The organism is Rhodococcus sp. Leaf225, from assembly GCF_001426145.1.
Classification (GTDB): domain Bacteria; phylum Actinomycetota; class Actinomycetes; order Mycobacteriales; family Mycobacteriaceae; genus Rhodococcoides.
In genome coordinates this window covers 324,889-343,555 of sequence record NZ_LMRN01000025.1, presented here as the reverse complement: position 1 = coordinate 343,555, position 18,667 = coordinate 324,889, and the positions used below count along the sequence as shown (strand labels likewise).

The 18,667-nt window shown below is 69.9% G+C and carries 22 protein-coding genes; 9 read left to right on the top strand and 13 right to left on the bottom strand.

Going from position 1 to position 18,667, the window contains the following annotated elements:
• The first annotated feature begins 15 nt into the window (after nucleotides 1–15).
• From ASG69_RS19965 to ASG69_RS19955, 3 genes are read left to right on the top strand one after another with little or no spacing between them, the layout of a single operon-like run.
• Complete coding sequence (locus ASG69_RS19965; protein WP_056443617.1) at nucleotides 16–771, top strand: LamB/YcsF family protein; 756 nt, start codon at nucleotides 16–18, stop codon at nucleotides 769–771.
• A gap of 2 nt (nucleotides 772–773) precedes the next feature.
• Entirely contained in the window at nucleotides 774–1,361 is a 588-nt protein-coding gene (locus tag ASG69_RS19960; RefSeq protein ID WP_374197690.1) for a 5-oxoprolinase subunit B family protein, read from the top strand.
• On the top strand, nucleotides 1,361–2,206 hold the full coding sequence (locus ASG69_RS19955) for a biotin-dependent carboxyltransferase family protein (RefSeq protein ID WP_056443610.1): 846 nt from the start codon (nucleotides 1,361–1,363) through the stop codon (nucleotides 2,204–2,206). Before ASG69_RS19960 ends, ASG69_RS19955 begins: the two co-directional genes overlap by 1 nt.
• On the opposite strand, the gene ASG69_RS19950 is transcribed toward ASG69_RS19955, so the two are convergent.
• From ASG69_RS19950 to ASG69_RS19915, 8 genes are all read right to left on the bottom strand, one after another.
• Nucleotides 2,207–2,836, bottom strand: coding sequence for an SOUL family heme-binding protein (locus ASG69_RS19950; protein ID WP_056444296.1), 630 nt, complete (start codon nucleotides 2,834–2,836; stop codon nucleotides 2,207–2,209). It abuts the gene before it with no gap.
• 46 nt (nucleotides 2,837–2,882) lie between these two features.
• A complete protein-coding gene (locus ASG69_RS19945; protein WP_056443607.1) occupies nucleotides 2,883–3,719 on the bottom strand; it encodes a DUF4436 domain-containing protein in 837 nt (278 codons plus the stop codon).
• A 19-nt stretch (nucleotides 3,720–3,738) separates the two neighbouring features.
• Entirely contained in the window at nucleotides 3,739–4,287 is a 549-nt protein-coding gene (locus ASG69_RS19940) for a dihydrofolate reductase family protein (protein WP_056443604.1), read from the bottom strand.
• Nucleotides 4,288–4,503: 216 nt separating this feature from the next.
• Complete coding sequence (gene rlmB / locus ASG69_RS19935) at nucleotides 4,504–5,460, bottom strand: 23S rRNA (guanosine(2251)-2'-O)-methyltransferase RlmB (RefSeq protein ID WP_056443602.1); 957 nt, start codon at nucleotides 5,458–5,460, stop codon at nucleotides 4,504–4,506.
• Complete coding sequence (gene cysS, locus ASG69_RS19930; protein WP_056443599.1) at nucleotides 5,460–6,866, bottom strand: cysteine--tRNA ligase; 1,407 nt, start codon at nucleotides 6,864–6,866, stop codon at nucleotides 5,460–5,462. Before cysS ends, rlmB begins: the two co-directional genes overlap by 1 nt.
• Nucleotides 6,867–6,877: 11 nt before the next feature.
• Nucleotides 6,878–7,390 (bottom strand): 2-C-methyl-D-erythritol 2,4-cyclodiphosphate synthase, encoded by a 513-nt coding sequence (ispF, locus tag ASG69_RS19925; RefSeq protein ID WP_027506448.1) that lies wholly within the window; start codon nucleotides 7,388–7,390, stop codon nucleotides 6,878–6,880.
• Nucleotides 7,391–7,400: 10 nt separating this feature from the next.
• Nucleotides 7,401–8,081 (bottom strand): 2-C-methyl-D-erythritol 4-phosphate cytidylyltransferase, encoded by a 681-nt coding sequence (gene ispD, locus ASG69_RS19920; RefSeq protein ID WP_056443597.1) that lies wholly within the window; start codon nucleotides 8,079–8,081, stop codon nucleotides 7,401–7,403.
• A gap of 7 nt (nucleotides 8,082–8,088) precedes the next feature.
• Nucleotides 8,089–8,577, bottom strand: coding sequence for a CarD family transcriptional regulator (locus ASG69_RS19915; RefSeq protein WP_027506450.1), 489 nt, complete (start codon nucleotides 8,575–8,577; stop codon nucleotides 8,089–8,091).
• A 259-nt stretch (nucleotides 8,578–8,836) separates the two neighbouring features.
• On the opposite strand from ASG69_RS19915, the gene ASG69_RS19910 reads away from it, so the two are divergent.
• From ASG69_RS19910 to disA, 3 genes are all read left to right on the top strand, one after another.
• Nucleotides 8,837–9,421, top strand: coding sequence for a hypothetical protein (locus tag ASG69_RS19910; RefSeq protein ID WP_056443593.1), 585 nt, complete (start codon nucleotides 8,837–8,839; stop codon nucleotides 9,419–9,421).
• Between the two features lie 53 nt (nucleotides 9,422–9,474).
• The gene (gene radA / locus ASG69_RS19905) at nucleotides 9,475–10,896 is read left to right on the top strand and encodes a DNA repair protein RadA (protein WP_056443590.1); all 1,422 of its coding nucleotides are present in this window, start codon (nucleotides 9,475–9,477) and stop codon (nucleotides 10,894–10,896) included.
• A gap of 121 nt (nucleotides 10,897–11,017) precedes the next feature.
• Nucleotides 11,018–12,109, top strand: coding sequence for a DNA integrity scanning diadenylate cyclase DisA (gene disA / locus ASG69_RS19900; protein WP_056444293.1), 1,092 nt, complete (start codon nucleotides 11,018–11,020; stop codon nucleotides 12,107–12,109).
• Nucleotides 12,110–12,345: 236 nt separating this feature from the next.
• On the opposite strand, the gene ASG69_RS19895 is transcribed toward disA, so the two are convergent.
• Nucleotides 12,346–13,059, bottom strand: coding sequence for a hypothetical protein (locus ASG69_RS19895; RefSeq protein ID WP_056443587.1), 714 nt, complete (start codon nucleotides 13,057–13,059; stop codon nucleotides 12,346–12,348).
• 42 nt (nucleotides 13,060–13,101) lie between these two features.
• Nucleotides 13,102–13,794, bottom strand: coding sequence for a carbonic anhydrase (locus tag ASG69_RS19890; protein WP_051613514.1), 693 nt, complete (start codon nucleotides 13,792–13,794; stop codon nucleotides 13,102–13,104).
• A 69-nt stretch (nucleotides 13,795–13,863) separates the two neighbouring features.
• Here ASG69_RS19890 and ASG69_RS19885 point away from each other — a divergent pair, with 69 nt between their 5' ends.
• The gene (locus tag ASG69_RS19885) at nucleotides 13,864–14,736 is read left to right on the top strand and encodes an A/G-specific adenine glycosylase (RefSeq protein WP_037186305.1); all 873 of its coding nucleotides are present in this window, start codon (nucleotides 13,864–13,866) and stop codon (nucleotides 14,734–14,736) included.
• Here the strand turns inward: ASG69_RS19885 and ASG69_RS19880 are convergent.
• Complete coding sequence (locus ASG69_RS19880; RefSeq protein WP_051613515.1) at nucleotides 14,668–15,456, bottom strand: alpha/beta fold hydrolase; 789 nt, start codon at nucleotides 15,454–15,456, stop codon at nucleotides 14,668–14,670. The genes ASG69_RS19885 and ASG69_RS19880 overlap by 69 nt on opposite strands.
• A 36-nt stretch (nucleotides 15,457–15,492) precedes the next feature.
• Here ASG69_RS19880 and ASG69_RS19875 point away from each other — a divergent pair, with 36 nt between their 5' ends.
• On the top strand, nucleotides 15,493–15,819 hold the full coding sequence (locus ASG69_RS19875; protein WP_056443585.1) for an antibiotic biosynthesis monooxygenase family protein: 327 nt from the start codon (nucleotides 15,493–15,495) through the stop codon (nucleotides 15,817–15,819).
• Between the two features lie 83 nt (nucleotides 15,820–15,902).
• The gene (locus ASG69_RS19870; RefSeq protein ID WP_056443582.1) at nucleotides 15,903–17,318 is read left to right on the top strand and encodes a serine hydrolase; all 1,416 of its coding nucleotides are present in this window, start codon (nucleotides 15,903–15,905) and stop codon (nucleotides 17,316–17,318) included.
• Here the strand turns inward: ASG69_RS19870 and ASG69_RS19865 are convergent.
• Both ASG69_RS19865 and ASG69_RS19860 read right to left on the bottom strand, forming a co-directional pair.
• Nucleotides 17,315–17,752 carry an OsmC family protein gene (locus ASG69_RS19865; protein WP_027506457.1) on the bottom strand — a complete coding sequence of 146 codons (438 nt, stop codon included), beginning with the start codon at nucleotides 17,750–17,752 and terminating at the stop codon, nucleotides 17,315–17,317. The two genes, ASG69_RS19870 and ASG69_RS19865, sit on opposite strands and share 4 nt — an antisense overlap.
• Nucleotides 17,753–17,828: 76 nt before the next feature.
• Nucleotides 17,829–18,581 (bottom strand): VOC family protein, encoded by a 753-nt coding sequence (locus ASG69_RS19860; protein ID WP_056443579.1) that lies wholly within the window; start codon nucleotides 18,579–18,581, stop codon nucleotides 17,829–17,831.
• Nucleotides 18,582–18,667 lie beyond the last annotated feature (86 nt).

Genomic DNA, 18,667 nt, shown 5'->3' with positions numbered 1-18,667 from the left:
GTTACGCTCCTGTAGATGGTGGATCTCAACTCCGATCTCGGCGAGGGCTTCGGCACCTGGACGCTCGGTGACGACGCGGCGATGCTGCGTGTGGTCACCAGCGCCAACATCGCGTGCGGCTTCCATGCGGGTGACCCGGCCACGCTGCTGCGGACGTGCGCCGACGCCGTCCGGTCCGACGTGCGTATCGGCGCCCAGGTGGGGTACCGGGACCTCGTGGGCTTCGGCAGGCGCTTCCTCGACATCACCGCGGAGGACCTGCGCGCCGACGTGATCTACCAGATCGGGGCTCTCGACGGCCTGGCCCGCTCCGTCGGCGGACGCGTGCGGTACGTCAAACCACATGGAGCGCTGTACAACACGATCGTGCACCACCGAGTACAAGCACAGGCGGTCGTCGACGCCGTCGCCGCGTACGACCCCGGCCTGCCCGTCCTGGGGCTGCCCGGCTCGGCCTTCCTCGAGATCGCCGCGCGGGCGGGCCTGCGGACCGTCACCGAGGCGTTCGCCGATCGCGGCTACACGGCAGCGGGAACCCTCGTCTCCCGCCGCGACCCCGGTGCGGTCCTGTCCGACGTCGAGGCGGTGGCACGACGCGTGCTGCGGATGGTCACCGAGGGCGTCGTGGACTCCGTCGACGGGGTGACGGTGCCGGTGAACGCCGACTCGGTGTGCCTGCACGGCGACACCCCCGCCGCGGTGGACATGGCCCTGGCCGTGCGTGCGGTGTTGTCCCGCAACGGCGTCACCCTGACCCCGTTCGTGTCGTGAGGATCGCCCCGGCGGGCGACCGCGCCCTGCTGGTCGATCTCGACGACGTCCGCACAGTCGCGGCGCACCACGCCGGGTGGGCCGTCGGGCACCCGGGAATCGCCGAGATGATCCCCGCCGCCGCCACCGTGCTGGTGATCCTCACCGAGGACGCGGAACCCGCACGGGTGTCGGCGTGGCTCCGCGAGACGCCACCGGCGCAGGTGCTCGGCCGCTCCGGTGAGACGATCACGATCGACGTCCGATACGACGGGCCCGATCTCGACGAGGTCTGTGCGACAACGGGACTGGACATCGTCGCCGTGCACATCGGTCAGGTGTGGACCGCCGCGTTCTGCGGCTTCTCCCCCGGCTTCGCCTACCTGGTCGGATCCGATCCGTTGTCGATCCCGCGCCGCGCCGATCCGCGCACCTCGGTGCCGGCGGGATCCGTGGCGCTGGCCGGCGAGTACACCGGGGTGTACCCGACCTCGTCGCCCGGCGGGTGGCAGATCATCGGCAGCACCGACGCGGCGCTGTGGGACGTGAACCGGGACGACCCCGCGCTGCTCGCGCCCGGCACGCGCGTGCAGTTCCGCGCGGTGACGTGATGCTCGAGGTACTGGCGACCGGGCCGCTGACGACTGTGCAGGACCGCGGACGCACCGGGTGGTCCTCGCTCGGTGTCGGCACGTCCGGCGCAGCCGATCGACGCTCGCACGACGCAGCGAATCGGTTGGTGGGGAACATGATCGACGCCGCGACGCTCGAGGTGACGCTCGGCGGACTGGTGCTGCGCGCACGCACCGAGGTGGTTCTGGCGGTCACGGGGGCTCCGACCCCGTTCACGGTGGACGGCGTACCGCAGGGGCACGGCGCCGTGGTCGTGGTGGGGTCGGGCGCCGAGATCCGCCTCGACTGGGCACCGGTGGGACTGCGCACCTACGTCGCCGTCCGCGGCGGCATCGACGTGCCCCGGGTTCTGGGGAGCCGATCGACCGACTCCCTGTCCGGCATCGGACCCGAGCGAGTGGCGCCCGGCGCCCTGCTGCCGATCGGTCACGACGCCGAGGACTGGCCTCGGGCGGACATGAATCCGTACCCGTTCGAGCACCGGACGACCCTGCGGGTGATTCCCGGCCCGCGCGCGGACCGATTCACCGACGACGCGCTCGACCTGCTGCTCGCTCGAGCCTGGACGGTGGGAACGGAGTCCGACCGCGTCGGCATGAGACTCGAGGGCGCCGAGCCACTGTCACGATCCCGCGAGGACGAACTCCCGAGCGAGGGCATGGTGACCGGCGCACTGCAGGTGCCGCCGTCGGGACTGCCCGTGCTGTTCCTCGTCGACCATCCGGTGACCGGCGGCTACCCGGTGATCGCCGTCGTGGCGTCGGCGGATCTCGGATCCGCGGCGCAATGTGCGCCGGGACAGACGATCCGCTTCAGTGTCTGATCATCGGGAGACAGGAACGGCGATCTCGTTGCGGCGGCGGAACGACACCGTCCAGGGCGGGTCGTAGAACCAGGACATCGGCTCGCCGGTCGTGTCGATGCCGCGGGACTTCAGGATCTCCAGCAGCTCCGTGGTGCGCTCGGCCACGGCCTGCGCACCGCGGTCACCGCTGAACCGCAGCACCGCCACCGTCTCGGCCGGCACCTCCACCAGGCGCACCCGATCATCCTTCGGCGCCGGGAGAGTGTCCATCGTCCATCGCGACGGCATGAAGAACCGGACGACCCATCCCTCGTCGCTCGCGGCGCGCGACACGGGTGCGGTCATCGCGATGGTCTGCCCGCGCGACGCCGACTGGGCAACGGGAGCCGTCATCGCGATCGAGTCGGATCTCCGATTGCCGCCGAAGATGTATCCGGCCAGCCGACGGAAGCCCTCGTTGCGCGCGCGTTCCTCGTCGGCGTCCACGACGGTCTCCGCCGCGATCCGGGGTTCGTATCGGCGAATCTCGACGGCCCCCGTGAGCGCCTCGGTGGTGTGGGGTGGTTCCTCGGTACCCACACGAACCCCCACGATTCCCAGTGCGGCCTCGGCCACCTGTGTCACCGTCGTCCTCAGCCGCTCGATCATGACTCGACGGTACGCGCGGACGAGCCCCACCCCGGTCGCGCTCGACCTAGGGACCCTGGCGCCACCACGCGACGACGTAGAGCACCATCGCCGTCACCAGACCCGCCACCACCCACAGCACCACGGTGTAGTCGACCCACGACCCGATCGGCGGGGCGCCGGGGAACAGGTTGCGGATGGGCAGCACCGCGAAGAGCGTCACCGCGAACCACGTCATGATCGGCGGCAGGAACTGCTTGCGGCGGCGCAGCGTCTGGATCGACACGAACAGCGTGCACGACGGCAGGACGACGAGCACGACACAGATCGCGATGTCGAAGATCGTGGTACCCACCGTGCGCGCGACGCGGATGTCGAAGGCCTGCGCCGACGAGGAGTCGATGTCGACGGCCTCCACCGCCCAGGACGTGAGCGAGTCGGTCACCACGATCTCGGCGGGTACGGGCTGCCGGTCCGCGCCGGCGCCGGAGAACACCCGCACCTGGATCGACGACGCGTCGTAGGTGTCGAACGGCCATCGCCGGATGTCGCCGTCCGCGTACAGGGAGACCGGGAGCGGGCCCACGCGAGTCCCGCTGGGGAACGTCAGGGTGCCGGCGCTCGCGGTCGGCGTCACGTCGACGATCAGGTCGTCGACCAGGTTGCCGTCGGCATCGGTCAACTCGGTCCCCGGATACACGGACACGCGGGCGTCGAGCGAGAAGTTCTCACCGGAGACGGTGTCCACGTCGAGGTAGACGAGCGCGGCGTCGGGTGCGGCCTCACGGAGGTCGGGGCCGTTCGGCGGGCTCCCCAGCGCGTAGGTGAGCACCACCGCGACGTACGCGGCGATCACCACGGCCACCAGGACCACACCGCGCACTCTGCGACCCGCCGCTGTCATGGACAGATGATGACAGGACTCAGGTCTGCGCGTGCGGTTCCACGACGTCGTACTCCGCGCAGAGGAACGCGCCGTTGCGCGCGAAGTCCACGAGTCGGAGATCGAACTGACGCGGGAACAGCGGCCTGCCGGCACCGAGGGTGACCGGCGCGATCGAGACGACGATCCGATCCAGGTGTCCGGCCGCGGCGAACTGCGCTGCCAGGTCACCGCCCCCCACGATCCAGACGTCCTTGCCGCCGGCGGACTCCTCGATCGCCGGCCAGAGGTCGGCGACGTCTCCGGCGGCGAATCGAACGTCGTGCTCTGAGTCCGCGAAGTCTCGATGGGTCACCACCCACGCCGGCATGTCGTACGACCATGCCTCCCCGGTCGACGCGTTGTGGTCGAGGACCCAGGCATAGGTCGTGGCTCCCATCACGATCGCGCCGATGTCCGCGATGAAGTCGCCGTAGTTCATCGGGCCGTGCTCGTCGATGTCCTGACGGAAGAGCCACTCGAGAGAGTCGTTCTCGTCGGCGAGGTAGCCGTCGAGTGTGCTGGCGGTGAAGTAAGTGCTCCGGGTCACAGGACGATTCTGCACCCGACCACCGACACCGATCGAGCTTGCGGCCGGGCACGTTGCGGGGGGTGTGCACACCCTCTCCGGTGAGCGCACACCCCTCACCGCCGACTGCGCAGGGTGTGCGGTTCAGGCAAGGGGTGTGCGCACCCCATCCGACCCAGACTGGCGCTCAGCTGCCGGCCCCGTTCATCGAGTCGGTCCGCGTCCACTGAGCCGGGTTCAGCCTCGGCGCTGCCGCGCGATGCCCGCGAGCACGACTCCCGCTGCGACGGACGCGTTGAGGGACTCCACCGGCCCGGCCATCGGGATGGACAGGATGCTGTCGCAGTTGTCGCGGACCAGGCGGGACAGACCCTTGCCCTCGGACCCGACGACCACCACGATCGGCCCGGTGCCGTCGAAGTCGTCCAGCGAAGTGTCACCGTCGGCGTCGAGACCGACCACCATGACACCCTTGTCGGCCCAGTCCTTCAGCGTCCGAGTCAGATTGGTCGCACGGGCGACGGGGAGACGCGCTGCCGCGCCGGCACTGGTGCGCCACGCGACGGCCGTGACACTCGCGCTGCGTCGCTGCGGGATGACCACGCCGTGTCCACCGAATGCTGCGACCGACCGGACGACGGCACCGAGGTTGCGGGGGTCGGTGATGTTGTCGAGAGCGACCAGCAGCGGCGGCTCCTGACGCTGGCGCGCCTGCGAGAGGAGATCGTCGGGGTGGGCGTACCGGTACGGCGGCACCTGGAGCGCGATGCCCTGGTGCATGCCGTTGGCACTCATCCGATCGAGATCGGTGCGGGAGACCTCCAGGATCGAGATGCCCTTGTCCGCGGCGATCTGGACGCTCTCATTCAGCCGATCGTCGGCCTCGGTGCCCGACGCGACGTACAGCGCCGTCGCCGGCACTCCCGCGCGCAGGCACTCCAGCACCGGGTTGCGGCCCAGCACGTTCTCCGGACCGTCCTCGGTCTTGCGGACCGGCGGACGGCCGCGACCCGAACCGGACGCGTCCCGGCTGGTCGGCCGTGCGCGCCGGGCGTGCTTGGTGCGCTCGGCCGCCGGCGGGGTCGCTCCGCGGCCCTCGAGGCCCTTGCTGCGCTTGCCGCCGGACCCGACGGTCTGGCCCTTCTTGGTGCCGGTCTTGCGCACCGCTCCGCGTCGACTCGAATTGCCTGCCATTACTTCTCCGTGCCTTCCGGCTGTGCGATCGACCATTCCGGGCCGTTCGGGGTGTCGGTGACCTCCACGCCCGCGCGGGCGAGGCGGTCACGAATACGGTCGGCCGTCGGCCAGTCCTTGCCTGCCTTGGCGGCGCTGCGCAGCTCGAGGTCGTCCGCGATGAGCAGATCGAGCGCCGCCCGTTCCGCCGACGCGTCGGCCGAGCCGGACGCCCAGTGCGGATCGAGGGGATCCACGCCGAGGATCGACGTCATGGCACGGACGGACGACGCGGCCTCGACGGCCTCGTCCAGCTTCCCCGCGGCCAACGCACTGTTGCCCTCGCGGCGGAGTCCGTGGATCTCGGCGAGCGCCTTGGGCACCGAGAGATCGTCGTCGAGCGCCTCGGCGAACGCGGGCGTCCAGGTACCGATCGACACCTCGCCCGCGCGCTCCGCGGTCTTCGTCACGAACGCCTCGATGCTCCGGTACGCCGATGCCGCTTCCTGCAGTGCCTCGGCCGAGTACTCGAGCATCGACCGGTAGTGCGCGCTGCCGAGGTAGTAGCGCAGTTCCTGCGGACGCACGGTCTCGAGCATCGTCGGGATGGAGACGACGTTGCCGAGCGACTTCGACATCTTCTCGCCGCTCATGGTGACCCAACCGTTGTGCAGCCAGTACTGCGCGAAACCGTCCCCCGCGGCGCGGGACTGGGCCAGCTCGTTCTCGTGGTGCGGGAACACCAGATCGAGTCCACCGCAATGGATGTCGAACGCGGACCCGAGGTAGGTCTCCGCCATCGCGGAGCACTCGATGTGCCACCCGGGCCGGCCGGGTCCCCACGGGGTGGGCCACGACGGCTCGCCGGGCTTGGCCGTCTTCCACAGCGTGAAGTCGCGCGGATCGCGCTTGCCCGCACCGACGCTCTCACCCTGGTGGACGTCGTCGAGCCTGTGCCCGGACAGAGCGCCGTACTCGCCCCAGCTCCGCACGTCGAAGTAGACGTCGCCGGCGGCCGCGTACGCGTGACCCGCGTCGATCAACCGACCGATCAGCTCGACCATCTGCGTGATGTGACCCGTGGCGCGCGGTTCGGCCGACGGGGGAAGCACACCGAGGGCGTCGTAGGCCGCGGTGAAGGAGCGCTCGTACGTCGCCGCCCACTCCCACCACGGACGGCCGGCGTCGGCGGCCTTGTTCAGGATCTTGTCGTCGATGTCGGTGACGTTGCGGACGAAGGCGACGTCGTAGCCGGCGGCCGTCAGCCACCGCCGAAGGACGTCGAACGCGACGCCGCTGCGCACGTGACCGATGTGGGGATGCCCCTGGACCGTGGCCCCGCACAGATACACCGAGGCGTGTCCGGGGGCCAGCGGAGTGAACTCACGCACGGCCCTGGTCGCGGTGTCGTAGAAGCGCAGGGTCACGACGGCCGATCCTACCGGGGATTCGACTCGCCCTGTACCACGCGAGCGTCGTCCGGGACCGCACTCTCCAGCACGAGAGCGGTGGCGATCGCGGCCACACCCTCGCCGCGGCCGGTCAGGCCGAGCCCGTCGGTCGTGGTGGCCGAGACGGAGACGGGCGCCCCCAGGATGTTCGTGAGCAGTGTCTGCGCCTCCACCCGACGTGGGCCGACGCGCGGACGATTGCCGATGACCTGGACCGCGGCGTTGCCCACGCGCATCGAGTGCTGCGCGAGCAGTTCACGGACGTGCATGAGCATGGTGGCGCCGCTGACGCCGTCCCATTCGGGGCGACCCGTGCCGAACACCGAGCCCAGATCTCCCAGACCGGCCGCGGACAGCAGCGCGTCGCAGAGTGCGTGCGCCGCGACGTCGCCGTCGGAATGCCCGGCACAGCCGTCGGCGTCCTCGAACAACAGTCCGGCGATCCAGCACTCACGCCCCACCTCGACGGGGTGGACGTCGGAACCGATCCCTACGCGCATGGTCTCCCTCTCACGACTGTGTCCGGCGGGCGACGAGTGCGCGAGCCAGGACCAGATCCATCGGGGTGGTGATCTTGAAGGCCTCGGCGTCGCCGACGACCGTGTGCACGTCGACTCCCAGACGTTCGACCAGGCCGGCGTCGTCGGTGGCCGTATCGGGAAAGGAATCGTAGGCACGCCTCAGGGTCACCCCGTCGAATCCCTGCGGCGTCTGCACCGAGCGCAGCGTGGCCCGGTCGACCGTTCCGGTGACCACACCGTCGGCATCGACGGACTTCATCGTGTCGACAACGGGCAGCACCGGCACCACGGCCGACGCACCGGCGCCGACCGCCTCGACGACGCGGGTGATCAGACTCGGCGGCGTCAGGCAGCGTGCGGCGTCGTGCACGAGCACGATGTCCGCCGCACCGGCCACTGCCAGGCCGGCCCGCACCGAATCAGTGCGCTCGGCTCCGCCGACGACGACGTCGACCGGCAGGACGCAGGACTCGACCAGACGAGAGGTCGTGTCCTGCAGAATGTTCGGGACCACCACCACGACACGAGAAAGGGCGCCGGAGGCCGACAGGCCGTCCAGCGCCCACTCGAGCAGAGTGCGTCCCGCGAGTTCCACGAACGCCTTGGGCATGTTCTCCCCGAGGCGTACGCCCGATCCGGCTGCCGGAACGAGCGCGACGACGTCCGTCACACGCGCGTCAGGACGCCGCGGCCAGAACCTCGTCCAGCATGGAGTCCGCCCTGACCTCGTCGGTTCCCTCGGCGAGTGCGAGCTCGCCGACAAGGATCTGACGTGCCTTCGCCAGCATGCGCTTCTCACCAGCGGACAGGCCGCGGTCCTGCTCACGACGCCACAGATCGCGCACGACCTCGGCCACCTTGTTCACGTCACCCGACGCGAGCTTCTCCAGGTTGGCCTTGTACCGGCGCGACCAGTTGGTGGGCTCCTCGGTGTGCGGCGCGCGGAGAACCTGGAACACCTTGTCCAGACCCTCCTGGCCGACGACGTCCCGGACACCCACGTACTCGGCGTTGTCGGCAGGAACTCGAACGGTGAGATCACCCTGGGCTACCTTGAGAACGAGGTATTCCTTGGCCTCGCCCTTGATGGTGCGTGTCTCGATATTTTCGATCAGCGCCGCTCCGTGGTGCGGGTAAACGACGGTGTCTCCGACCTTGAAAATCATGTGTTCGGTGCCCCTTTCGATATGGCCAGTTTAACACGCCTCCGATCCGGGGTCGTTCCAACGGTGCAGGTCAGGGGCACAGGGCTGGTGGGGACGCTCTTGACAGGGGGCGGGATACATGTATCGAGCAGGCTGTTCGGCCCGCTCCGGCACCGACTGGCGTCACCCGATCCACACGTCCGGACGGCGAACTACTACGCTGCGTGGTGGTGGCCGCCCGTCGGCACAACTCTCGATGACGACCAGTGGAGGACGACCAGTGACCGCATCTACCGCCCGGATCCGGCCGGCCCGAGTCGCGACCGGCGTCGCGCTCGCTCTCGGCACGGTGATCAGCCTCTCCGCGTGCAGCGCCGGGCAGATCTCCCAGACGGCGACGCAGGTCGCCGCGGTCAACGGTAACGGCGCGGACCAGGGCACCGTCTCCCTGCGCAACGTGCACGTCGCCTACCCCTCCTCCGACGAGTTCGTGCTCGAGCCCGGTGGCCGCGCGGAGCTGATCTTCACGGCGATCAACACCAGCGAGACCACACCGGACCGCATCACCGGCATCGAGACCGAGGGTGCCGCCGAGGTCGTCGTCACCGGTGCCACCGGTGGCACCTCCATCGAGATCCCGGCTCAGGCGTCCGTCGCGTCCGGAGTGCCCGCGGACCAGGACCCCACCGCCCCCGAGGGGTCGCAGTCCATCACCGCCGTGATGGAAGACCTCTCCGAGAACGTGCGCCCCGGACTCACCGTCCCTGTCACCTTCACGTTCCAGCAGGCCGGCGACGTCACCGTCAGCGTGCCCGTCGATCCGGGCCCCGTCACCCCGCGCCTCGACGAAGAGGCCAACGGCTGACGGTCCCCCGTCGGCCGAGCATTCCTGTCGGTAGACACCTCTAGTCTTCGCGAGTGGCCAAGACTCGTACCAGTTATCGCTGTTCGGCCTGTCAGCACACCGTGGCCAAGTGGGTCGGCCGCTGCCCCGAGTGCGAGACGTGGGGCTCGATGGACGAGGTCACCCTCCTCGCCTCCGTGTCGTCCCGCCCGGGTGCGAGCGCCGTTCGGGCGGGCGGCGCGTCGATGATCCCGACGTCGCCGGCACTTCCGCTCACACAGGTCTCCAGCACGTCCTCCATCGCCCGTCCCACCGGGGTCGACGAGCTCGACCGCGTGCTCGGCGGCGGCATCGTGCCCGGCTCGGTGGTGCTGCTCGCGGGTGAACCGGGCGTCGGCAAGTCCACCCTCCTGCTCGAGGTGGTCAAGCAGTGGGCCGAGCGCAGCCCGCAGGACATCGCGCTCTACGTCACGGGTGAGGAGTCGGCGGGGCAGGTGCGTCTGCGCGCCGACCGGACGGGCGCCGTGCACGAGCGCGTGTTCCTCGCCGCGGAGAACGACCTGGCCACCATCTTCGGCCACGTCGACCAGGTCGCGCCCACCCTCGTCGTCGTCGACTCCGTGCAGACCATGCAGGCGTCCGACGTGGACGGCGTCATCGGCGGCGTCACCCAGGTCCGTGCCATCACCTCGGCGCTGACGTCCCTCGCCAAGGGCAGCGGCACGGCCGTCATCCTCGTCGGCCACGTCACGAAGGACGGCGCGGTCGCCGGGCCGCGCTCGCTCGAGCACCTCGTCGACGTCGTCCTGCACTTCGAGGGCGACAAGCACTCCACCCTGCGCATGGTCCGGGGCGTCAAGAACCGCTTCGGCGCCGCCGACGAGGTGGGCTGCTTCGAACTGCGCGAGGGCGGCATCCACGGCGTCAGCGATCCGTCCGGCCTGTTCCTGCACCACCGCGCGGACTCGGTCCCCGGCACCGCCGTCACCGTCACGATGGACGGCAAGCGGGCCCTGCTCGCGGAGGTCCAGGCACTCGTCGCGCCGTCGCACATGCCCACGCCCCGCCGGGCCGTCAGCGGTCTCGACGCCGCCCGGGTGTCGATGATCCTCGCGGTCCTCGAACGTCGCTGCGGCGTGCAGCTCAGCAGCCGGGAGGTCTACGCCGCCACCATCGGCGGTATGCGGACCACCGAGCCCGTCGTCGATCTCGCGTTGGCACTCGCGGTCGCCTCCGCCGCCCGTGACACCGCCCTGCCCCCGGGAATGGTGGTGCTCGGCGAGGTGGGGCTGGCCGGAGAGGTCCGGCGCGTGGTCGGCGTCGACCGGCGCCTCGCCGAGGCCGCGCGGCTGGGGTTCACCTCCGCGATCGTCCCGTCCGACCAGCGTCGCGGCGTGAAGGACGACACGGCCGGAGATCCACCGGGCATGCGGGTCGTCCGGGTCACCGACGTCGCCGGCGCGATGCAGGGAGCCTTCGAGCGACGACGGAAGTAGACCACTCGACCCGCGGACGGAACGCCGGTGCGGTGAGTACCGGTACCCTGACTCTGCACCACCGGCAACCGGGAACGACGTGGGAGGGGGACCAGTGACCGACACCGTGACGACTCCGGACATCTCCCTCGGCTTCCCGGTACCCCACTCGTCCCTGCGTGACGCCATCGCCGACCTCGCCCCGGGCACCACGTTGCGCGACGGTCTCGAGCGCATCCTGCGCGGCCGCACCGGCGGACTGATCGTCCTCGGGTACGACGAACAGGTCGAGAGCATCTGCGACGGCGGCTTCGATCTCGATGTCGAGTTCGCCCCCACCCGGCTCCGCGAACTGTCCAAGATGGACGGCGCCGTCGTGTTGTCCACCGACGGTTCGCGCATCGTCCGCGCCAACGTGCAGCTCGTCCCCGACCACACCATCCCCACGGTCGAGTCCGGTACCCGCCACCGGGCCGCCGAGCGCACCGCGATCCACACCGGCTACCCCGTGGTGTCCGTCAGCCAGTCGATGAGCATCCTCAGCGTCTACGTCGGCGGAACCCGGCACGTCATCGAGGGTTCCGCGACCATCCTGTCCCGCGCCAACCAGGCCGTGGCCACCCTCGAGCGGTACAAGGCGCGCCTCGACGAGGTCAGCCGTCAACTGTCCGTCACGGAGATCGAGGACTCGGTGACGTTGCGCGACGCGCTCACCGTCGCGCAGCGCCTCGAGATGGTCCGGCGCGTGTCCGTCGAGATCGAACAGAACGTTCTCGAGCTCGGTATCGACGGGCGCCAGCTCGCCCTGCAGCTCGAAGAACTGGTGGGCGACAACGACTCTGCGCGCCAACTCGTCGTCCGCGACTACCTCGCCGGCAACGACACACCCACCACCGCGGCCGTCGAACGCTCCCTCGCGGCACTCGACCGGCTCACCGACGTCGACCTGCTCGACCTCACGGTGATCGCTCGTGCCTTCGGCTACCCCGGCACGATCGAGGCGCTCGACGCACCGATGAGTCCCCGCGGGTACCGGTTGCTCACCCGCGTTCCGCGGCTGCAGTTCACGCAGATCCACCGACTGGTCGGGCACTTCGGCACCCTGCAGACACTGCTGGCCGCCACCGCAGCCGACCTGCAGTCCGTCGAGGGCATCGGTGGGCTGTGGGCCCGGCACATCAGAGAAGGCCTGTCCCGCATGGCCGAGGCCAGCATCTCGGGGCCCTTCGATTGATCGGCCGGCCTCCGGCCTTCCCGTTCGACTAATCGGCCGGCCTCCGGCCTTCCCGTTCGACTAATCGGCCGGCTCCCGGCCTTCCCGTTCGATTGATCGGCCGGCTCCCGGCCTTCCCGTTCGATTAGTCGGCCGGTCTTCCCGGAGGGGTTTCGTGTTCGCGCTGCGACTGCAGCACCTGCCGGAACGCGGAACTGCCGCGGGAACCGACCTCGCTGACGCGGAACGGAGGTGCGCTACGTGATGTTGAACGTCTCCGGCGCGCTGCGCAGCTGGCCGAGCTGGCCGACCACGCTGTATCCGCCGGGGCCCACCGGGTTCCGCGGCGCCGCGCACCCGGGCTCGGAGGTGGTCGCGGACCACTTCACGGCGAACGGCGCCTGTTCACCGGGCTGCAGCGTGCGGATGTCGGGAGTCGTGGTGGGGAAGCAGTCGACGTTCGACCAGAGTCGCTGCCCCTCCAGCGTGTAGACCAGCACCTGCTGCAGACCCGAACCCAGATCGCGCTCGCATGCCGAGGTTCCGATGTTGGTGACGACGACGGTGAACGCCGGCTCCTGCCCCGCGGGGTAGGACGGCTGATCGGGCGAGGCCTTCACGGCGAGAGACTGATCCGCGCACTGACCGGGAGCGACGGGCGCAGAGGACGTCGTGGCGGACGTGGACGTCGCCGACGACGAGGACGCGGCGTCTCCGCCTCCGCCGCCACCACCGGAACCTCCTGCCGGAGCTGAGCCTCCGGTCGCGGACGCGTCGGGGCGGTACGTCGTGGCAGCGGACGGTGCGAGCGAGGCGGACGCCGCGGTGGACTCGGAATCCTGCGACCCGCCACCGGCGAGCGACACCACCAGCCACACCACGAGTCCGATGACCACCACTGCGCCACCGATCGCGAGCGCGCGGCGTCGCCAGTAGATCTCGGGAGGCAAGGGTCCGTTCGGCTCGAGCACAGGTCAACCGTATGTGCCGACGCGGTGACCGAGCGGCACCTACTACGGCGTGTCGCTCGCCGTCGCCGACGAGGTGAGCAGATCACTCGCATCGGTGCGGTCGGTCGACCCCATCTCGACGTGTCCGATGTCGCCCAGCGCGCCCTGGAACTCCACCTTGCCCTCGGCCAGCTTGTACGTGAGGCCGACGATGGCGAGTTTTCCCGCGGCGACGCGCTTCTCGAGGATCGACGACCGATCGATCAGCAACTTTCCGGTCTCGAGGACGTGGCGCGCCTCGACGTCGTCGGCGCGCGTGTACCCCAGTCGGTGGGCGTTGAGGACGGACGGCGTGACCCGCTCGACGATGTCGCGGATGAAGCCACCGGGGACGGTGCCCTCGTCCAGCGCGTTGATGGTCGCCTTGACGGCACCACAGCTGTCGTGGCCGAGAATGACGATCAGCGGCGCTTCGAGGACCTCGGCGCCGAACTCCAGGGAACCCAGAACAGCCGAGTCGACGACCTGGCCGGCCGTGCGGACGACGAACATGTCGCCGAGGCCCTGGTCGAAGATGATCTCGGCTGCCACCCGGGAATCGGAGCACCCGAAGACGATCGCGGTGGGGTGTTGACCGTCGACGAGCGACGCGCGGTGATCCACCCCCTGGCTGGGATGCTCCGGGCGGCCGTCGACGAAACGGCGATTACCCTCGACGAGTGCGTTCCATGCTGAGCGGGGACTCGAATTAGGCATGGACTCATTGTTACCGAAACATGAGTCACCCGCCGGTGGCGGCCCCGACTTCCGGGAAGGATCACAGACATGGACAGCGAGGTTCTGGTCTCGTGGTACCGACGCGAGGCCAGGGATCTGCCGTGGCGCCGTAGCGGTGTCAGCGGGTGGCAGATCCTGATGAGCGAGGTGATGCTGCAGCAGACTCCGGTGGCGCGGGTCGCTCCGATCTGGGTCGAGTGGGTACAGCGATGGCCGGTGCCGTCCGCCATGGCCGCGTCATCGCGGGCCGACGTCCTGCGGGCCTGGGGCAAGCTCGGCTATCCCCGTCGCGCCGCACGCCTGCACGACTGCGCCGCCGTCCTCGCCGAGCACCACGGCGACGAGACGCCGTCGGATGTCGAGACGCTGCTGACCCTGCCGGGTGTCGGTGCGTACACCGCGCGCGCCGTCGCCTGCTTCGCCTACGGGCAGCGGGTCCCCGTCGTCGACACCAACGTGCGGCGGGTCGTCGCCCGTGCAGTCCACGGCCGCGCCGAGCCCGGAAACCCCAGCACCACACGAGATCTCGCAGACACCGAGGCCTTGCTGCCCGAGGACGTCGCCACCGCGGCCACTCTGTCGGCGGCACTGATGGAGCTCGGCGCCGTCATCTGCACCGCACGCAATCCCGCCTGCGCGGACTGCCCGCTCCCGTCGTGCGCGTGGGTCGAGGCCGGTCGGCCGGCGCACGACGGACCGCCGAGGAAGGTGCAGAAGTTCGCCGGAACCGATCGGCAGGTGCGCGGAAAACTGATGGACGTACTGCGCTCCACGATGGGTCCGGTGGAGAAGTCCGAGCTCGATCTGGTGTGGACGACCGATCCCGGCCAACGTGACCGTGCCCTGAACTCGCTACTGGTCGACGGGCTCGTCGAGCAGACGTCCGCCGGCGCCTTCGCGCTCGCCGGGGAGGGCTCGTAGGAACGACTCGACAGCGCGCCGGTACTCCCCCGGCCGATCGTCGTGCACCAGATGCCCGGCGCCGGCGACCACCTCGTACGTCGAGTCGTGATGCAGTGCAGCCATTCTCGCCATCTGACCCGCTGGAGTGACCGTGTGCTCCGCCTCGAGCAGCAGCGCGGGAGCACGCACTGCTCGCCACTCGTCCCAGAAGTCGCGTCGTCCCCATTCGTCCGAGATCGCCGCGAACGTGTCCACGTCTCCGTGCAGGTGCAGCCCGTCCGGCGTCCGCTCGAAGGAGTCGAGGAAGTACTGCCCCGCGACGTCACCGAAGTACGCCAGAACCGCGGCCTCGTCGGGGAACGGCTGGGGCCACGCACGGATGACGGCGGCCCACCCGTCGGAGGTGCGACCGCGGAAGTCGGGAGCCATGTCCTCGACGACGATCCCGCGCACCCGATCCGGTTCGCGCGCCGCGAGGCACCACGCGTGGAGCGCGCCCATGGAGTGACCGATCAGGATCACGGACTCGAACGGCGCCAGCGCCTCGCGCAGCTCGTCGACGAACGCCTCCGTGGTGAGGGTCGCCGGAGCAGCACGCCCGTGTCCCGCCGCCCGGGCGGCGAGGACGTGGCCGTGCTCCCGCAACCAGGGCACCTGCCGCCGCCACGTGTCCGGGCCGCCCATCAGGCCGTGCAGCAGCACGAGGGGCACTCCGGAGCCGCCGTGGTCGTCCAGCATCGCTCGACCGTAACCGTCGCAGGTAGCCTCGGGTCCATGCCAGTGGTCAAGATCAACGCCATCGAGGTGCCCGAGGGCGCCGGCCCCGAACTCGAGAAGCGCTTCGCCGCCCGCGCCGGATCGGTCGACGGCTCACCCGGTTTCCTCGGTTTCCAGCTGCTCCGCCCGGTCAAGGGCGAGAGCCGCTACTTCGTCGTCACGCAGTGGGAGGACGAGGAGTCGTTCCAGGCCTGGTCGGGTGGACCGGCTCGCGAGGCCCATTCCGGTGAGCGGGCGAAGCCGGTCGCCTCGGGTGCCTCGTTGCTGGAGTTCGACGTCGTCCTGGACGTTCCGGCCCGTCGAGACGGACCGGCCGACCAGTAAACCCGGACATGACTGTAGGTAAGGTCGGTTCTTCACGGCAGTTCGAGCCACAGCAGTTCGAGCGGGAACGAGGTCGGCGACACATGCCCACGTCACGCAGGTACGCCATTCTGGCCGCTGCCGTCACCGCGACTCTCACGCTCGCCGGATGCTCCGCAGGCGTCGATCCGCTGCTCGAGTCGGGAGCCGCGCGCGGCGACGGATCCACGACGGAACCCGCCGACACGACCGCTGCCCCGGCCGCCGGCGCGCCGATCACGGCGGTCACCGACACCGTCCTCGGTTGGATCACGACGCCGGACCCCACCACGCTCGACCCGGCCGCGATCGACTCCTTCGCGGCGCCCGAGCTGGCGCAGGCACTGGCTCAGGTCGGCGGGCTGCTCGGTCCCGTCGCGCAGATCCTGGCGAGTGGTCCCCTCACCGTGGGCGAACGGACCGAGGACGGCCTCGAGTCCACCGTGCAACTGAGCACCGGCCGGAACGCGCCCGTGACGCTGCGACTGCGCGCCACCGAGGACGGCCTGCTGTCCGGGATCCAGGCTCTGCCCGACACCGAGGGCGTCGACTCCTTCGCCTCGTCGGACGCTGCGCTCAGCGCTCTCGGTGCCCGCACGTCCTACGTCGCCTCCCGCGTCACCGACGGCACCTGTACTCCCGTCCACAGCCTGAACGCGGACGACTCCCTGCCGCTCGCCTCTGTCGCGAAGCTGTACGTGCTCGGCGCGGTCGCGCGGGCCGTCGACAACGGGACGCTGTCGTGGGACGAGCAGTTGACCGTGACCGACGCACGCAAGTCGGCCCCGTCGGGACAGTTGCAGTTCGCTCCCGAGGGAACACCGGTGACGGTGCGCGAGGCGACCGACGCGATGATCGCGATCAGCGACAACACGGCCACCGATCTGCTGATGGATCGCATCGGACGGGACGCGGTCGAGTCCGAGGTCACCATCATGGGCGCCGCGAATCCTGCGGCGCTGACGCCCTTTCCGACGACACGCGAGTTCTTCGTGCTCGGGTGGGGACGGCCGGACCTGCGGGCGCAGTGGCGCGACGCCGACACGCAGACCCGCCGCGACATCCTGGCCGGTATCGAGAATCGCACCATCGACAGCGAACCCGTCGATCCGGTGACCGCCGACCTCGACTACCAGGGCATCGCGACGAGGCCCGGTACGCCGGACGGAGTCGAGTGGTTCGGCAGCGCGAACGACATCTGCCGCGCGTACGCGGCGTTGATCACGGGTCCGCAGAGCGACGTCGTGCGCCAGGTCCTCGCGCTGAACCCCGGCGCCGAGGTCGATCCCGCTCGCTGGCCGTACGTGGGCTACAAGAACGGCAACGCCGCGGGCGACGTAGCGGGGTCCTGGCTCTTGACCGACGCTCGGGGACAGGACTGGGTGGTGGCCACCCAACTGCAGTCCGACGAGGCGATCGGCCCCCTGGACAACGCCTACGCGTTCGCCGTCGTCCAGGGGACGTTCGAGCTGTTGCGTTAGCTCTCGAGAGCGGCGTCGAGCGTGATCTCGACGCCCGTCAGGGCCTTGCTCACCGGGCAGGTCTCCTTGGCGTTCTGCGCTGCCTTCGCGAAGCCGTCGGCGTCCAGACCGTCGACCTCACCGCGCACCGTGATCGTGATGCCGGTCAGCTTGAAGCCGACCTCGTCCGGTCCGAGCGACACCTCGGCGGTGACGTCGAGGCTCTGCGGAGTGCCACCGGCCTCGGCGATGACGGCCGAGAGCTGCATGGCATAGCAGGACGAGTGCGCTGCGGCGATGAGCTCCTCGGGGCTGGTGGTGCCGCCCGCGTCGTCCGCCGCACGCTTGGGGAACGACACGTCGTACGTGCCGACCTTCGAGCTGGAGAGCTCGACCTGTCCCGAGCCTTCCTCGAGTGAACCGTTCCATGCTGTCCGTGCTGTACGAGTAGGCATCAGCCATCCTTGTCGCTGGGGAACTCTTGACTCGTTCAGAGTATCCAGCGGCTGTCGACTTCGAACCGATGCCAGGTCAGACGCTCGGGTCGACGGCGATCACCGCAAGGACGTTGCCGGACGGGTCGGTGAACCACGCGATGTCCGGGCCGTTCCCCCGCATGACACCCTTGTCGTCCTGCGGTGCCCCGTCGTATCGGACGAACTCGACACCTCGCGCTGTGAGGTCGGCGACCGTGGCGTCGATGTCACGCGTCGGGATGTTCAGTACGGTGTGCGTGGCCGGTACGTGATCCGGCTTGGGGTAGGCGAGCATGCTGGTGCGTCGGTCGATGCGAATCCAGGAAGTACCCATCTCGGACGGCAGCACGCGCATGCCCAGGACATTGCGGTAGAAGCGCGTGGTGTCCTCCATGTCTCGGACCGCGATGCCGGAGAACGGCGTCGTCGGAGCGCCCATCTGCGCTTCCATCTCGTCCCGCAGACGGACCAGCTGGATCCAGTTGCCGTCGGGATCCTTCGCGGTGGCGAACAGGTCCCCGTCGCGGCTCTCGAGGGGACTCACCCACTCGCCGCCGAGCGCGTCGATTCGACCGGCGACCGCCTCCGGGTCGTCCGGTTCCACGTTCAGGACGACGCGCGCACCCTCTCGATTCGGGCCCGTCACGTCGTCACGCTTGTCGAACATGACGAAGAAGCCGTCGAGGTCGATCACGGTGTACGGGCCCATCGACATCGGCCGCGCCTCGAACACCTCCCCGTACCACCGGGCGAGCGCTTCGGGATCGGGGCTGGACAGGAGCATCGAGTTCACGGTTGCAGGAGCCATACCGGTACAGACCGGGCGGTGCGGCCGAACTCATCGCGAGAGACACCACGAACGCAGAACGGGCGAGACCCGTGAGGGTCCCGCCC

Excerpts from the sequence above, each read along its gene's own strand:
- ASG69_RS19880 (WP_051613515.1), bottom strand. The coding sequence starts at position 15,456 with ATGCTGGACGACCACGGCGGCTCCGGAGTGCCCCTCGTGCTGCTGCAC.
- ASG69_RS19860 (WP_056443579.1), bottom strand. The coding sequence starts at position 18,581 with ATGGCTCCTGCAACCGTGAACTCGATGCTCCTGTCCAGCCCCGATCCC.
- rlmB (WP_056443602.1), bottom strand. The coding sequence starts at position 5,460 with ATGGCAGGCAATTCGAGTCGACGCGGAGCGGTGCGCAAGACCGGCACC.
- ASG69_RS19865 (WP_027506457.1), bottom strand. The coding sequence starts at position 17,752 with ATGCCTACTCGTACAGCACGGACAGCATGGAACGGTTCACTCGAGGAA.
- ASG69_RS19885 (WP_037186305.1), top strand. The coding sequence starts at position 13,864 with ATGGACAGCGAGGTTCTGGTCTCGTGGTACCGACGCGAGGCCAGGGAT.
- ASG69_RS19945 (WP_056443607.1), bottom strand. The coding sequence starts at position 3,719 with ATGACAGCGGCGGGTCGCAGAGTGCGCGGTGTGGTCCTGGTGGCCGTG.
- ASG69_RS19965 (WP_056443617.1), top strand. The coding sequence starts at position 16 with ATGGTGGATCTCAACTCCGATCTCGGCGAGGGCTTCGGCACCTGGACG.
- ASG69_RS19915 (WP_027506450.1), bottom strand. The coding sequence starts at position 8,577 with ATGATTTTCAAGGTCGGAGACACCGTCGTTTACCCGCACCACGGAGCG.
- ispF (WP_027506448.1), bottom strand. The coding sequence starts at position 7,390 with ATGCGCGTAGGGATCGGTTCCGACGTCCACCCCGTCGAGGTGGGGCGT.
- ASG69_RS19870 (WP_056443582.1), top strand. The coding sequence starts at position 15,903 with ATGCCCACGTCACGCAGGTACGCCATTCTGGCCGCTGCCGTCACCGCG.
- ASG69_RS19950 (WP_056444296.1), bottom strand. The coding sequence starts at position 2,836 with ATGATCGAGCGGCTGAGGACGACGGTGACACAGGTGGCCGAGGCCGCA.
- ASG69_RS19890 (WP_051613514.1), bottom strand. The coding sequence starts at position 13,794 with ATGCCTAATTCGAGTCCCCGCTCAGCATGGAACGCACTCGTCGAGGGT.
- ASG69_RS19875 (WP_056443585.1), top strand. The coding sequence starts at position 15,493 with ATGCCAGTGGTCAAGATCAACGCCATCGAGGTGCCCGAGGGCGCCGGC.
- ASG69_RS19955 (WP_056443610.1), top strand. The coding sequence starts at position 1,361 with ATGCTCGAGGTACTGGCGACCGGGCCGCTGACGACTGTGCAGGACCGC.